This is a genomic window from Streptomyces sp. NPDC031274 (genome assembly GCF_055570235.1).
Window position 1 is genome coordinate 183556 of record NZ_JBVIHP010000012.1, and the last position, 14444, is coordinate 197999.

Genomic DNA, 14444 nt, shown 5'->3' on the forward strand with positions numbered 1-14444 from the left:
CCAGAGGCTGACGGCATCATGGGGACATGCGCGCTGCACGCCTGATCAAGATGGTGCTTCTCCTCCAGGCCCGCCCCTCCATGACCGCCGCCGAGCTCGCGGGTGAGCTCGAAGTGTCCGAGCGGACCATCACCCGCGACGCCCAGGCGCTCTCGGAGGCCGGAGTCCCGGTGTACGCGGACCGGGGACGGACCGGCGGCTACCGGCTCATCGGCGGCTACCGCACCCGGCTCACCGGCCTCGGACGCAGCGAGGCGGAGGCCCTCTTCCTGTCCGGAGTGCCGGGCGCGCTGCGGGAGATGGGCCTGGAGGACGCGGCGTCGGCGGCGCGCCTGAAGGTGTCGGCGGCGCTGATGCCCTCCCTGCGGGACGCCTCGCAGAACGCGTCGCAGCGGTTCCATCTGGACGCGCCGGGCTGGTTCAAGGAGACATCGGCGCCCGAGCTGCTGCCCCTCCTCGCGGACGCGGTGTGGGACGACAGGCTGGTCACCGCCCGCTACCGGCGCGAGGACACCGAGGTGGAACGGGACCTTGAGCCCTACGGCCTCGTGCTCAAGGCCGGTGTCTGGTACCTGTGCGCGCGGGTGCCCGACACGGGCTCGTTCCGGGTGTACCGCATCGACCGGTTCACCGCGATCGCGGGCGGTGAGGACCGCTTCGTACGCGACGAGGAGTTCGATCTGCCGGGCTTCTGGGACGAGCGGGCCGCGCAGTTCGCACGGGCGATCCTGCGGTCCGAGGTCGTGGTGCGGCTCTCGGAGGCGGGCGTACGACAGCTTCCGTACGCCACCGATTCCGTGTCCACCCGCGAAGCCCTGGACGGAGCGAGCGCCCCGGACGACGAGGGCTGGGTGACGCTCACCCTCGCCGTGGAGAACGAAATGGTCGCGTACACCCAGCTCATGTCCCTGGGCCCGGAGGCGGAGGTCCTGGAACCGGCGACGCTGAGGGAGAGATTCACAGAAGCGGCCCGCCGGATGGCCGGCCGCTACGAGTAGCGGCAATCGGGCGGGCGGGCGGGAAAGCATCCGCCGCGAAGCGGCGGCCCAGCAAAACGAACCCACCCACGGGAACGAACCCACCCACGGGAACGAACCCACACACGGGAACGAACCCACACACGGGAACGAACCCACCCACGGGAACGAACCCACACACGGGAACGGGCCCCCGCCGAAAAGCAGAGACCCGTACCCGCATCAGGCCGAAGGCTACAGACCGTACTTGGCCCGAGCCTCCTTCACCGCGGAAGCGGGCACCTCGCCCCGCCGCGCCAGCTGCGCGAGAGAGGCGACGACGATGGACTCCGCGTCGATACCGAAGTGGCGACGGGCCGCGTCACGCGTGTCCGAGAGCCCGAACCCGTCCGCGCCGAGCGACGAGTAGTCCTGCTCGACCCACTGCGCGATCTGGTCGGGGACCTGGCGCATGTAGTCGGAGACGGCGAGCACGGGACCCTGCGCACCCTCAAGTGCGCTGCGCACGTAAGGAGTCCGCTCCTCGCCGCGCAGGATCGCCTCGTCCGCCTCCAGGGCGTCGCGGCGCAGCTCGGTCCAAGAGGTCGCGGACCACACGTCGGCGGCCACACCCCAATCCTCGGCGAGCATCTTCTGGGCGGCCAGCGTCCAGTGGATGGCCGTACCCGAGCCGATCAGCTGGATGCGCGAGGCGTTGGCGGCGGGGGAGTGACCCGCGGTCTCGGCCGTGTTGAAGCGGTACAGACCGCGCACGATGCCCTCGTCGATGCCCGCGGGCTTCGCGGGCTGCGGCATCGGCTCGTTGTAGACGGTGAGGTAGTAGAAGACGTTCTGGTCCTCACCGGGGGCCGCCTCGCCGTACATCCGGCGCAGACCGTCCTTGACGATCGCCGCGACCTCGTAGGCGAACGCGGGGTCGTACGACATGGCGGCGGGGTTCGTCGCGGCGATCACCGGAGAGTGGCCGTCCGCGTGCTGCAGACCCTCACCCGTCAGGGTCGTACGACCGGCGGTGGCGCCGACGAGGAAGCCGCGGCCGAGCTGGTCGCCGAGCTGCCACATCTGGTCGGCGGTCCGCTGCCAGCCGAACATCGAGTAGAAGATGTAGAAGGGGATCATCGCCTCGCCGTGCGTCGCGTACGACGACGAAGCGGCGATGAAGTCCGCCATGGACCCGGCCTCGGTGATCCCCTCGTTGAGGATCTGGCCGTCCTTGGCCTCCTTGTAGTACATCAGCTGGTCGCGGTCGACCGGCTCGTACGTCTGGCCCTTGGGCGAGTAGATGCCGAGCGAGGGGAAGAGCGACTCCATGCCGAAGGTGCGCGCCTCGTCGGGGACGATCGGCACCCAGCGCTTGCCGGTCTCCTTGTCCCGTACGAGGTCCTTGACGAGGCGTACGAAGGCCATGGTCGTCGCGATCGACTGCGATCCTGAGCCCTTGTCGAACGAGGCGAACGCCTTGTCGGCCGGGGCGGGCAGCGGCGCGAGCGGCTGCGTGCGGCGGGCCGGGGCCGGACCGCCGAGGGCGGCGCGGCGCTCCTGGAGGTAGCGGACCTCGGGGGCGTCGGCGCCCGGGTGGCCGTAGGGCACCTGGCCGTCGACGAACGCGCTGTCCGGGATCGGCAGCTCAAGGAGGTCACGCATGTCCTTGAACTCGTCCACCGTCAGCTTCTTCATCTGGTGGTTGGCGTTCTTGGACTCGAAGCCCTTGCCCAGCGTGAAGCCCTTGACCGTCTGCGCGAGGATCACGGTCGGCGCGCCCTTGTGGGTGAGCGCCGCACGGTAGGCCGCGTAGACCTTGCGGGCCTCGTGGCCGCCGCGCGAGAGGTGGAAACACTCGCTGATCTTGTCGTCGCTGAGCAGCTTGCCGAGCTCGACGAGCGCGGGCTCGGAGCCGAAGAAGTGCTCGCGGATGTAGGCGGCGTCGCGCGTCGCGTACGTCTGGAACTGCGCGTCCGGCACCTCGCGGAGGCGGCGGACCAGGGCGCCGTTCGTGTCGAGCTTGAACAGCTCGTCCCAGGCGTTGCCCCACAGGACCTTGATGACGTTCCAGCCGGCGCCGCGGAACTGGGCCTCCAGCTCCTGCACCACGCGGAAGTTGGCGCGGACCGGGCCGTCGAGGCGCTGCAGGTTGCAGTTGATGACGTACGTGAGGTTGTCGAGCTCCTCACGCGCGGCGAGCGCGAGGGCCGCCGTCGACTCGGGCTCGTCCATCTCGCCGTCACCGAGGAACGCCCACACGTGCGAGGCGGAGACGTCCTTGATGTCGCGGTTGGAGAGGTAGCGGTTGAAGCGCGCCTGGTAGATCGCGGAGAGCGGGCCCAGACCCATCGACACGGTCGGGAACTCCCACAGCCAGGGCAGACGGCGCGGGTGCGGGTAGGACGGCAGACCGTTGCCACCCGCCTCCTGGCGGAAGTTGTCGAGCTGCGTCTCGTTCAGACGGCCGTCGAGGAAGGCGCGGGCGTAGATGCCGGGGGAGGCGTGGCCCTGGATGTAGAGCTGGTCGCCGGAGCCGGGAGACTCCTGGGATTCCTTGCCCTGGAAGAAGTGGTTGAAGCCGGTCTCGTACAGCCAGGCGGCGGAGGCGAAGGTGGCGATGTGGCCGCCCACTCCGTGTTTGCTGCCCCGGGTCACCATCGCGGCCGCGTTCCAGCGGTTCCACGCGGCGATGCGCTGCTCCATCGCCTCGTCGCCCTCGATCGCCGGCTCGGCGGAGGTGGGGATGGTGTTGACGTAGTCGGTCTCAAGGAGCTTGGGCAGCGCCAGGCCCGCGCCCTCGGCGCGCTCCAGCGTGCGCCGCATCAGGTATGCGGCACGGTGCGGCCCGGCCGCCTGGGTAACGGCGTCCAGGGAGGCCTGCCATTCGGCGGTCTCCTCGGGGTCGCGGTCCGGGAGCTGGTCGAGCTCGCTCGGCTGGATTGCGGAGGGGTCGGTCATGTCGCCGCCTTCCTGAGTCGGAGGGGGTCCCCTGTTCGGTAAGGGGTGGGGGTTGCCCTAGGTCTTTGGCAGGACAGGGCGTGAGGCTCGGGTGAGAGCCCGTCGGAGACTGTAACTCTGTGATCGATGATCGATCAAAGGGTTGAAGGCGAAAATTCCTTCATATTCAGAAAGTAGGCATCCGGTGCCAACAAAGCGGGCACGCGGTGCCTTCGATTTGAAGGGTCGATACGGGGATCTTCGCAGGTGAGAACACGTATGAGCGGGGCGGCCACGGATGAGCGCGAGCCCCGTGGAAGAGGTCAGGCGCGCGGCGCGCAGCCCAGCACGTGGGCCTTCACCAGCTCGGCGATCGCGGGATCCCGGCGCTGGAACGCCGAGACGAGGGCCTCGTGCTCCTCCGCGTACGACTGCTGCACCGTCCCGAGCCACCGGATCGAGAGCGCCGTGAAGACCTCGATGCCCAGGCCCTCCCAGGTGTGAAGGAGCACGGAGTTGTCGGCGGCCCGCACCAACTCCCGGTGGAAACCGACCGTGTGCCGCACCTGAGAGGTGCCGTCGGCGGCCCGGTCCGCCTCGTACAGGGCGGCGACATGGGGCTCCAGGGCCGAGCAGTCCACGGCCAGGCTCTCCGCCGCCAGCTCGGCGGCGATCGCCTCGAGCCCCGCACGGACGGGGTAGCTCTCCTCCAGGTCCGCAGCGGTCAAGTTCCTCACGCGTACGCCCTTGTTGGGCGCCGACTCGATGAGCCGCAGCGTCTCGAGCTCCCGCAGGGCTTCCCGTACGGGCGTCTGCGAGACCTCCAGCTCGACGGCGATCCGCCGCTCCACGATCCGCTCGCCCGGCTGCCAGCGCCCGCTGACGATCCCCTCCACGATGTGCTCGCGGATCTGTTCGCGCAGCGAGTGAACGACGGGCGCGGTCATGTGGGCTCCTCCGGCGGGGGCGGGGCCCCCAGGGCGTTGTGACCCCTAGACAATACGGCGACGCCCCCGCTCGGAAACCTCCGAACGGGGGCGTACGCACTGATGAGACGAGTCTTACAGCCCTGGGGCCGAAGAACTACGGGAGAGCTACAGGCCGAGCTCGACCTCGAACTCGCCCGCCTCCAGGATCGCCTTGACCGTGGTCAGGTAGCGGGCGGCGTCCGCGCCGTCCACCAGACGGTGGTCGTAGGAGAGCGAGAGGTACGTCATGTCCCGCACCGCGATGGTCTCGCCGAGGTCGGGGTGGTTGATGACGACCGGGCGCTTGACCGTGGCACCGATGCCGAGGATGGCGGCCTGGTTCGGCGGCACGATGACCGTGTCGAACAGGGCACCGCGCGAACCGGTGTTGGAGACCGTGAAGGTGGCGCCGGACATGTCGTCCGGGGTGAGGCCACCGCCGCGGGCCTTGCCGGCGAGCTCGGCGGTCTTCTTGGAGATACCGGCGATGTTCAGGTCGCCCGCACCCTTGATGACCGGCGTCATCAGACCCTTCTCGGCGTCAACGGCGATGCCGATGTTCTCCGAGTCGAAGTACGTGATGGTGCCTTCGTCGTCGTTGATCCGGGCGTTGACGACCGGGTGGGCCTTCAGCGCCTGGGCGGCGGCCTTGACGAAGAACGGCATCGGGGAGAGCTTGACGCCCTCACGAGCCGCGAACGAGTCCTTCGCCTTGGCGCGCAGCTTCATCAGCTTCGTGATGTCGACCTCGACGACCGAGGTCAGCTGGGCCTGCGAGTGCAGCGCCTTCATCATGTTGTCGCCGATGACCTTGCGCATGCGGGTCATCTTGACCGTCTGGCCGCGGAGGGGAGAGACCTCCAGGGCCGGGGCCTTCGACGCGGCCGGGGCGGCAGCGGCGGCCGGAGCCGGGGCCGCGGCCTTCTTGGCCTCGGCGGCGGCGATGACGTCCTGCTTGCGGATGCGGCCACCGACGCCGGTGCCCTTGACGTCCGACAGGCTCACGCTGTGCTCGTTGGCCAGCTTGCGGACCAGCGGCGTGACGTACGCACCGTCGTCGGCCGGGGAGGCCTGCGCGGGCGCCGCCGGGGCGGCGGCCGGAGCCGGAGCCGGAGCGGCGGGAGCGGGCGCGGCGGGAGCGGCCGGAGCGGCGGGCTGAGCCGGAGCCGGAGCGGCAGCGGCGGGCGCGGCCGGGGCGGCGGGCTCGGGGGCCGGAGCCGCGGGAGCGGCCGGAGCCGGCTTCTCGGCGGCCGGAGCGGCCGGGGCAGCCGGAGCGGCAGCGGCCGGAGCGGCACCGGGAGCGCCGATGACGGCGAGCTTGGCGCCGACCTCAGCGGTCTCGTCCTCGCCCACGACGATCTCGAGCAGCACGCCCGCGGCCGGGGAGGGGATCTCGGTGTCGACCTTGTCCGTGGAGACCTCGAGCAGGGGCTCGTCCTCCGCGACCTCCTCGCCGACCTCCTTCAGCCAACGGGTGACGGTGCCCTCGGTGACCGACTCGCCCAGGGCGGGCAGCGTGACGTCGGTACCGGAGGCGCCACCGGCCGGGGCTGCCGGAGCGGCAGGGGCCTCGGCGGCGGGAGCCGGAGCGGCGGGGGCCTCGGCGGCGGGGGCCGGGGCCTCCTCCTGCGCGGGCTCGGCGGCCGGAGCGGACTCGGCGGCGGGGGCGGACTCGGCGGCGGGGGCGCCGCTGCCGTCGTCGATGACGGCCAGCTCGGCGCCGACCTCGACGGTCTCGTCCTCGGCGACCTTGATGGAGGCCAGGATGCCGGCGGCCGGGGAGGGGATCTCGGTGTCGACCTTGTCGGTCGAGACCTCGAGCAACGGCTCGTCGGCCTCGACGCGCTCACCCTCGGCCTTCAGCCAACGGGTGACAGTGCCCTCGGTGACGCTCTCGCCGAGCGCCGGAAGGGATACGGAAACCGCCATGGTTTCAGTTGCTCCTTACGAAAATGGGGTCTCCCCTGCTCGAGCGAAGCCGAGAGCTTGGGGAAGGAAGTCTGGGTCGCGAGAAGGTCAGTCGTGGGAGTGGAGAGGCTTGCCTGCGAGGGCCAGGTGAGCCTCGCCCATCGCCTCGTTCTGCGTCGGGTGGGCGTGGATGAGCTGGGCGACCTCGGCCGGCAGCGCTTCCCAGTTGTAGATCAGCTGGGCTTCGCCGACCTGCTCGCCCATGCGGTCGCCGACCATGTGGACGCCGACCACGGCACCGTCCTTGACCTGGACGAGCTTGATCTCGCCCGCGGTCTTGAGGATCTTGCTCTTGCCGTTGCCCGCCAGGCTGTACTTGAGGGCGACGACCTTGTCCGCGCCGTAGATCTCCTTGGCCTTGGCCTCGGTGATGCCCACGGAGGCGACCTCGGGGTGGCAGTACGTCACCTTCGGCACGCCGTCGTAGTCGATCGGGACGGTCTTGAGACCGGCCAGGCGCTCCGCCACCAGGATGCCCTCGGCGAAGCCGACGTGCGCGAGCTGGAGGGTCGGCACCAGGTCGCCCACGGCCGAGATGGTCGGGACGTTGGTCTGCATGTACTCGTCGGCGAGGACGTAGCCGCGGTCCATCGCGACGCCCTGCTCCTCGTAGCCGAGGCCCGAGGAGACCGGGCCGCGGCCGATGGCGACGAGCAGCACCTCGGCGTCGAAGGTCTTGCCGTCGGCGAGAGTCACGCGGACGCCGTCCTGCGTGTACTCGGCCTTCTCGAAGAAGGTGCCGAGGTTGAACTTGATGCCGCGCTTGCGGAACGCGCGCTCAAGAAGCTTCGAGGAGTTCTCGTCCTCGACCGGCACGAGGTGCTTGAGGCCCTCGACGACGGTCACCTCGGACCCGAAGGACTTCCACGCCGAGGCGAACTCGACGCCGATGACGCCGCCGCCCAGGATGATCGCGGACTTCGGCACGCGGTCCAGGGTCAGGGCGTGGTCCGAGGAGATGATGCGGTTGCCGTCGATCTCCAGGCCCGGCAGCGACTTCGGCACGGAGCCGGTCGCGAGAAGCACGTGGCGGCCCTGGACGCGCTGGCCGTTCACGTCCACCGAGGTCGGGGACGAGAGCTTGCCCTCGCCCTCGATGTACGTCACCTTGCGCGAGGCGATGAGTCCCTGCAGGCCCTTGTAGAGGCCGGAGATCACGTCGTCCTTGTACTTGTGGACGGCCGCCATGTCGATGCCCTCGAAGGTGGCCTTCACGCCGAACTGGTCGGCTTCGCGTGCCTGGTCGGCGATCTCGCCGGCGTGCAGCAGCGCCTTCGTGGGGATGCAGCCGTTGTGCAGGCAGGTGCCGCCGACCTTGCCCTTCTCGATCAGGGCGACGTCCAGGCCCAACTGCGACGCGCGCAGTGCCGCGGCGTAACCGCCGCTACCGCCGCCGAGGATCACTAGGTCGAAAACGGTGCTGGCGTCGTTCGCCACGTCACGTCCTCCATGCATGTGCGCCGTACGCCGGACCGCTCTTCCCGGGGGTCGATCGGTCGGTCGGCTGGTATTCGGCCGCTCTTGTTTCGGCCCTGTGGTGGGGGCCCTGTCCTGCCGAGAACCCATCTTCGCACTTGTCGGCGAGAGGTGGGACGGCGGGCCGGGCTGTGAGACGTCTGGTTCGCCACGTCCGGGCGTTGCTCAGGCTTTACTCAGGCATATGAACGTACGGATTTCGTTGAGGGCGAAATCGGTCAGGGCCCGGACATCTGGGTGTCCGGGCCCTGACCCGCGTACGACAGATCAGCTGGTCGGCCGAGGCCTGGTCAGCCGATGGCCGGCAGGCCGAGGCCCGCTGTCAGCCGAGGTCGCCCGCGGCCGTGCGCTCCGCGAGGCGGACCAGGGTGCGGACCGCGGTGCCGGTGCCGCCCTTGGGCGTGTAGCCGAACGGGCCGCCCTCGTTGAAGGCCGGGCCCGCGATGTCCAGGTGCGCCCAGGTGATGCCCTCGCCGACGAACTCCTGCAGGAAGAGACCGGCCACCAGACCGCCGCCCATGCGCTCGCCCATGTTGGCGATGTCGGCGGTGGGGGAGTCCATGCCCTTCTTCAGGTGCTCGGGCAGCGGCATCGGCCAGGAGGGCTCGCCCGCCTCCTCGGAGGCGTCGTGGATCGCGGCGCGGAACGCGTCGTCGTTGGCCATGATGCCGAAGGTGCGGCTGCCGAGCGCCATCATCATGGCGCCGGTCAGCGTGGCCACGTCGACGATCGCGTCGGGCTTGTCCTCGGAGGCCTTGGCGATCGCGTCGGCCAGGACCAGGCGGCCCTCGGCGTCCGTGTTGAGCACCTCGACGGTCTTGCCGCTGTACATGCGCAGGACGTCGCCCGGGCGGGTCGCCGAGCCCGACGGCATGTTCTCGGCCAGCGCCAGCCAGCCGGTGACGTTGACGTCGAGGCCCAGGCGCGCGGCGGAGACGACGGCGGCGAAGACGGCCGCGGCACCGGCCATGTCGCACTTCATCGTCTCGTTGTGGCCCGCGGGCTTCAGCGAGATGCCGCCCGAGTCGTACGTGATGCCCTTGCCGATGAAGGCGAGGTGCTTCTTCGCCTTGGACGACGTGTACGAGAGCTTGACCAGGCGGGGCGGGGCTTCCGAGCCGACGCCGACACCGAGGATGCCGCCGAAGCCGCCCTTGGCGAGCGCCTTCTCGTCCAGGACCTGCACCTTGATGCCGTGCTCCTTGGCGGCCGCGGAGGCGACCGCGGCGAAGGCCTCGGGGTTCAGGTCGTTCGGCGGGGTGTTGATGAGGTCGCGGGCGCGGTTCAGCTCCTCGGACACGGCGATGGCGCGCTCGACGGCGGCCTTGTACGCCTTGTCGCGGGGCTTGCCGCCGAGCAGGGCGATCTCGGCGAGCGGACCCTTGGCGTCCTTGCCGCTCTTGGAGTCCTTGCCCTTGGCGGAACCATTCTCCTTGTACGCGTCGAACGAGTACGCGCCGAGCAGCGCGCCCTCGGCGATCGCGCCGGTGTCGTCGGCGTCCTCGGCGGGCAGCGCGAACGCGGCCTTCTTCGAGCCGGACAGGGCGCGCGCCGCGGTACCGGCGGCGCGGCGCAGGGCGTCCGTGCCGTACGTCTCGTCCTTCTCCGGCACCGGGCCGAGGCCGACCGCGACGACGACCGGCGCCTTGAAGCCGGAAGGCGCGGGGAGCTTGGTCACCTCGCCCTCGCCGCCCGTGGCGCCGAGGGTCTCCAGGACGGACGCGAGCTTGCCGTCGTACGCCTTGTCCACGGCTTCGGCGCCGGGCGCGACAACCGGGCCCTTGGCGCCCTTGGCGACGCCGACGACGATCGCGTCGCCGCGCAAGCCGGACGCGGCGGCGGTGCTGAGAGTCAGAGCAGTCACGGTGGTGAATTCTCGCTTCCGTTGAGTTTTTCGGCCGATGGGTGGGTCGACCCGGCCCGACGCCAGCCTAGAACGGGCCGGAAAAGCGCCGAACATGAGCCTACGCGCGTCGCGCCCATTCGATTGTGCTGGTGGAGATTCATCCGTTCGTGGCTCCGCTTTTATGTTTCAGCGGTCAGCCGAGGGCCAGGATCACCAGCGCCGCCGTGGCGGCGGTCTCGGCGAGCGCGCCGAAGACGTCGCCGGTGATGCCTCCGAAGCGGCGGACGCAGTGCCTCAGGAGGAGTTCGGCGGCGCAGACCGCGAGGACCACGGCAGCCGCGTACCGCACGATCTCGTACGTTCCCCAGGGCGCGGCGGCGATCGCGGCCACCACGGTGACCAGTGCCCCCGCGAGCAGGGCGGAGCCCCGGGGGACGGTCCCCGCCACGGCGGCCCCGAGTCCCTCCGGGCGGGCCGGGGGAATGCCCTCGCGGGCGGCCAGGGTGAGGGCGAGGCGGGCGGCGGCCGCCGAGACGACCGCGGCGAGCGCACCCCGGGCCCATGAGGCTTCGTACAGCTGGAAGAGGACGGCCACTTGGGCGAGCAGGGTGAAGAGCAGCGTGATGACGCCGAAGGGGCCGACGTCGGACTGCTTCATGATGCTCAGCGCCTGGTCGGCGGGTTTGGCGCTGCCCAGGCCGTCGGCGGTGTCGGCGAGGCCGTCCAGGTGGAGGCCCCGGGTGAGTACGGCGGGGACGGCGGCGCTCGCCACCGCGGCGAGCAGCGGTCCCGAGCCGAGCGCCATGAGCAGGCCGCCGAGCCCGGCCGCGCACAGGCCGACCACCAGTCCCGCCAGGGGGGCGCAGAGCATCCCGGCGCGGGCCGCGTCGCGGTCCCACTCGGTGACGCGGACCGGGAGCGCGGTGAGGGTGCCGAAGGCGAAGCGGAGTCCGGCGGCGGGGGAGGTTCGGGGCACCGCGGAAGATTACCTGGGGCGCTCGGGCGAGCGGGGGGAGGGAGAGGTCCGCCGCGAAGTGCGACAAGCGGCCCCCCGGCCCAGGATGGCCCCATGGCCGACTGGTGGTACCGGAACATCACGGAGCCGGGAAAGCTGCCGCTCCTCCTGGCCCTGCTCTCCTTCGTGGGGTCCTTCCTCGTCACCCGGACCATCACGCGCCTCATCCGCGCGGGCAAGGGCCCCTTCCGGAACATCAGTTCGGGAGACGTGCACATCCACCACGTCGTGCCGGGCATCTTCCTCATGCTCGTCGGCGGATTCTGGGCGGTCGCGGCCGGCCGGCACAGCCTCGCCGCGATGTTCGCCGCGGTCTTCTTCGGCGTGGGCGCCGGTCTCGTACTCGACGAGTTCGCGCTGATCCTCTACCTCGACGACGTCTACTGGAGCGAGCGGGGCCGCAAGAGCGTCGAGGTCGTGATGCTGACCGCGGCCCTGGTGGTGCTCGTGCTCACCGGCTTCACCCCGTTCGGGGTGGACGACCTGACGCCCGAGGAGCGGAGCAACCGCGCGGGCCTCGCCCTGAACGTCGCCGTCAACTGCTGCTTCGCCCTGGTCGCCCTGGCCAAGGGCAAGCTGCGCACCGCCCTGATCGGCATCGTGATCCCGCTGGTCGCGGTGGTGGGCGCGATCCGCCTCGCCCGCCCCGGATCGGCGTGGGCCAGGCGCTTCTACCGCAACAGGCCCCGCGCCCGCGCCCGATCGGGCCTGCGCGCCTTCCACCACGACCGGCGCTGGGCGGGCCCGCGCCGCAGGGTTCAGGACTGGATCGGCGGCAAACCGGACCCGGAACTCGCGCGCCCGCGCCGCTGACGCACCGCCGAGCAGGCGCACAGCGCGAGGATCGCGGCGATCGCCGCCAGGTGCTCCTTGCCCGCGAGGTTTTCCTTGACGAACACCTCGACGACCATCAGGGCGGTCACGAACACCGCCGTGAACCAGGCCCGGTAGCGCCAGCACACGTAGACCGCGAGCCCGACCACCGCGGCGGAGGGACCGGTGTCGACGACCTGCGCGTCGGACGCGGGGAGCCCCAGCGGGTTGTCCGGCCCCCACGCGATGCCCACGCGCGCGTAGAGCGTGCCCGCCAGGGTGGCCACGTAGGCGATGACGAGCGTGCGCCACCAGCCGACGCAGATCTCCGCGACGGCGAACACCAGCAGGATCTGCGCGAGCGCGCCCCAGACGGGCAGGTCGAGCGCGGGCACGAAGAGCGAGAGCGGGGTGCGGAGCAGGGCGAGCCAGAGCGGCTCCTCGGCCCGTACGGAGCCGATGTTCTGCACGAACTGGTAGCCCCAGGGCTGGTTCTGGACGAACTGGAGGAGGGCGGTGAGACAGACGGCGGCCAGCGTCATGGGCGCCGCCCGCAGGCGCCGCCGTGCGATGCCGCCGCGCACGGCGTCGTACAGCGGCCCCCACTCGCGCCGGGCCAGGCGGGTGAGCGGGGCCGACCGGGGTCTGGCCGGGGCGGGGGTGCTCATCGTCGGGACTCCAGGTGCTTGCGGTGCAGCCGCCCCCAAGTTCTCGGCTTCGCTCGAACAGGGAGGGACCCCCCTGGCAGGCCCGGCGCTTCGAGGAAGCCCTCCGCGCGGGCCGACGCGATGCCGATGCGCGGCAGGTCGCCGCTCTTCTCGAAGAGAAGGAAGCGGGGCTCCCAGATCGGGCGGTACTTCGCGTTGGCGCGGTACAGCGACTCGATCTGCCACCACCGCGAGAAGAAGGTGAGCAGCGAGCGCCACAGCCGCAGGACCGGGCCCGCGCCGAGCCGTGAGCCACGTTCGAAGACCGACCTGAACATCGCGAAGTTCAGCGAGACCTGAGTGATCTTGATCTCGTCGGCGCGCTGGAGCAGCTCGATGACCATGAACTCCATCAGGCCGTTCTCGGAGTCGCGGTCGCGCCGCATCAGGTCGAGCGAGAGCCCGTTCGGCCCCCAGGGCACGAAGGAGAGCACCGCTCTCAACACGCCGTCGCCGTCGGTGCATTCGAGCATCACGCACCGCCCGTCACCCGGGTCGCCGAGCCTGCCGAGTGCCATGGAGAAGCCGCGCTCGGTGGCCCCGTCACGCCAGTCGTCGGCCCGCTGGAGCAGGTACGCCATCTCGTCGGCCGGGATGTCCTCGTGGCGGCGGATCCGCACCTCGTACCCGGCCCGCTGGACCCGGTTGTAGGCCTGGCGGACCGTCCGCATGGCCCGCCCCTGGAGCGTGAACTCGGCCGTCTCGACGATGGCTTCGTCGCCCAGTTCGAGCGCGTCGAGGCCGTGCCGGGCGTAGACGGTGCCCGCCTCCTCGCTCGCGCCCATCACGGCGGGGAGCCAGCCGTGCTCGCGGGCGTCGGCGAGCCAGGGTTCGATGGCGCCGGGCCAGGCCTCCGGATCCCCGATGGGATCGCCGGAGGCCAGCGAGACGCCCCCGATCACCCGGTAGGCGACCGCCGCCTTGCCGCTGGGCGACCACACGACGCTCTTCTCGCGGCGCAGCGCGAAGTAGCCGAGCGAGTCGCGCTCGCCGTACTTGTCGAGCAGTTCGTGCAGCTTGTGCTCGTCGTCCTCGGTGAGCGGGTCGACGGCCCTGCGCGAGCGGAAAGCGGCGTACAGGACGGCCAGGAGGAGGAGTGTGCTGAGTACGTTGATGGTGACGTTGACCCAGCCGGGCGTGGTGATGCCCTCGAACCGGGTGTCGTCGGCGGCCAGCGAGACGAGGCGCATCGTGCCGTAGCGCCAGCGGTCGAGGAAGGTCGAACGGTAGTCGTCGTGCGCGCGGTTGGTGGCGGCCACCAGGAGCGCGGCGATCAGTGAGGTCACCAGGAGACCGCCGACCGCGACGGCCGCGGCGAGCTTGGGGTTGGAGCGGTCGCCCTTGGCGTAGAACTCCCGCCGCCCGACGACCAGCGAGGCGACGAAGGCGGCGGTCAGGGCGAGGGAGATCCAGTTCTGCGCGTACCGGCGGATCTCCGGGAAGACCATCGCGAACGCGAAGAGGAGCAGAAAGAGTCCGCTGAGTACGAGGTTGAGAATCCAGGCGGCACGTTTGCGGCGGCGCATCGTGATCGCCAGGAACATGGTGAAGGCACCGGAGGCGAAGCCCGCGGTGAGCATGTACGGCGTGAAGTAGTTCTCGGTGTTGTGCCGCCGCAGATCCTGCCCCAGGGAGACCCAGACCGCGCTCAGAAAGTTGATGAAGGTGACGGCGCGTAGGTACCAGACACTGAAGGCCGCGGCGAGGCGCTGACGGCGCCCGGCAGCAGCGGTTTGCTCATCTCCCATGAAAAGG

The 14444-nt window shown here is 70.7% G+C and carries 10 protein-coding genes; 2 read left to right on the forward strand and 8 right to left on the reverse strand.

Annotated features, from left to right (window positions below):
• Nucleotides 1-26: 26 nt before the first annotated feature.
• Nucleotides 27-998 (forward strand): helix-turn-helix transcriptional regulator, encoded by a 972-nt coding sequence (locus tag ACZ5CR_RS20860; RefSeq protein ID WP_468859490.1) that lies wholly within the window; start codon nt 27-29, stop codon nt 996-998.
• Nucleotides 999-1211: 213 nt separating this feature from the next.
• Here ACZ5CR_RS20860 and aceE read toward each other — a convergent pair whose 3' ends face one another.
• The 6 genes from aceE to ACZ5CR_RS20890 form a co-directional block, all read right to left on the reverse strand.
• On the reverse strand, nt 1212-3917 hold the full coding sequence (gene aceE / locus ACZ5CR_RS20865; protein ID WP_468859491.1) for a pyruvate dehydrogenase (acetyl-transferring), homodimeric type: 2706 nt from the start codon (nt 3915-3917) through the stop codon (nt 1212-1214).
• A gap of 302 nt (nt 3918-4219) precedes the next feature.
• Nucleotides 4220-4843 carry a GntR family transcriptional regulator gene (locus tag ACZ5CR_RS20870; protein WP_468859493.1) on the reverse strand — a complete coding sequence of 208 codons (624 nt, stop codon included), beginning with the start codon at nt 4841-4843 and terminating at the stop codon, nt 4220-4222.
• Nucleotides 4844-4990: 147 nt separating this feature from the next.
• Nucleotides 4991-6793: a 2-oxoglutarate dehydrogenase, E2 component, dihydrolipoamide succinyltransferase gene (sucB, locus tag ACZ5CR_RS20875; protein ID WP_468859494.1), complete on the reverse strand. Its 1803-nt coding sequence runs from the start codon at nt 6791-6793 to the stop codon at nt 4991-4993.
• A gap of 87 nt (nt 6794-6880) precedes the next feature.
• Nucleotides 6881-8269: a dihydrolipoyl dehydrogenase gene (lpdA, locus tag ACZ5CR_RS20880; protein WP_389909745.1), complete on the reverse strand. Its 1389-nt coding sequence runs from the start codon at nt 8267-8269 to the stop codon at nt 6881-6883.
• Nucleotides 8270-8630: 361 nt separating this feature from the next.
• Nucleotides 8631-10172, reverse strand: a complete 1542-nt coding sequence (locus ACZ5CR_RS20885) for a leucyl aminopeptidase (RefSeq protein ID WP_468859496.1) — start codon at nt 10170-10172, stop codon at nt 8631-8633.
• A 175-nt stretch (nt 10173-10347) separates the two neighbouring features.
• Nucleotides 10348-11130 (reverse strand): adenosylcobinamide-GDP ribazoletransferase, encoded by a 783-nt coding sequence (locus ACZ5CR_RS20890; protein ID WP_468859498.1) that lies wholly within the window; start codon nt 11128-11130, stop codon nt 10348-10350.
• A gap of 93 nt (nt 11131-11223) precedes the next feature.
• Here ACZ5CR_RS20890 and ACZ5CR_RS20895 point away from each other — a divergent pair, with 93 nt between their 5' ends.
• Nucleotides 11224-11982: a hypothetical protein gene (locus ACZ5CR_RS20895; RefSeq protein ID WP_468859499.1), complete on the forward strand. Its 759-nt coding sequence runs from the start codon at nt 11224-11226 to the stop codon at nt 11980-11982.
• On the opposite strand, the gene ACZ5CR_RS20900 is transcribed toward ACZ5CR_RS20895, so the two are convergent.
• Together ACZ5CR_RS20900 and ACZ5CR_RS20905 are read right to left on the reverse strand one after the other, a co-directional pair.
• Nucleotides 11928-12650, reverse strand: a complete 723-nt coding sequence (locus tag ACZ5CR_RS20900) for a hypothetical protein (protein WP_468859501.1) — start codon at nt 12648-12650, stop codon at nt 11928-11930. The two genes, ACZ5CR_RS20895 and ACZ5CR_RS20900, sit on opposite strands and share 55 nt — an antisense overlap.
• A complete protein-coding gene (locus tag ACZ5CR_RS20905) occupies nt 12647-14437 on the reverse strand; it encodes a phosphatidylglycerol lysyltransferase domain-containing protein (protein ID WP_468859503.1) in 1791 nt (596 codons plus the stop codon). The genes ACZ5CR_RS20900 and ACZ5CR_RS20905 overlap by 4 nt, the downstream gene beginning before the upstream one ends.
• Nucleotides 14438-14444: the final 7 nt, after the last annotated feature.

Coding starts and splice junctions, on each gene's coding strand:
- ACZ5CR_RS20895 (WP_468859499.1), top strand. CDS start 11,224: ATGGCCGACTGGTGGTACCGGAACATCACGGAGCCGGGAAAGCTGCCG.
- ACZ5CR_RS20905 (WP_468859503.1), bottom strand. CDS start 14,437: ATGGGAGATGAGCAAACCGCTGCTGCCGGGCGCCGTCAGCGCCTCGCC.
- ACZ5CR_RS20870 (WP_468859493.1), bottom strand. CDS start 4,843: ATGACCGCGCCCGTCGTTCACTCGCTGCGCGAACAGATCCGCGAGCAC.
- sucB (WP_468859494.1), bottom strand. CDS start 6,793: ATGGCGGTTTCCGTATCCCTTCCGGCGCTCGGCGAGAGCGTCACCGAG.
- ACZ5CR_RS20860 (WP_468859490.1), top strand. CDS start 27: ATGCGCGCTGCACGCCTGATCAAGATGGTGCTTCTCCTCCAGGCCCGC.
- ACZ5CR_RS20900 (WP_468859501.1), bottom strand. CDS start 12,650: ATGAGCACCCCCGCCCCGGCCAGACCCCGGTCGGCCCCGCTCACCCGC.
- aceE (WP_468859491.1), bottom strand. CDS start 3,917: ATGACCGACCCCTCCGCAATCCAGCCGAGCGAGCTCGACCAGCTCCCG.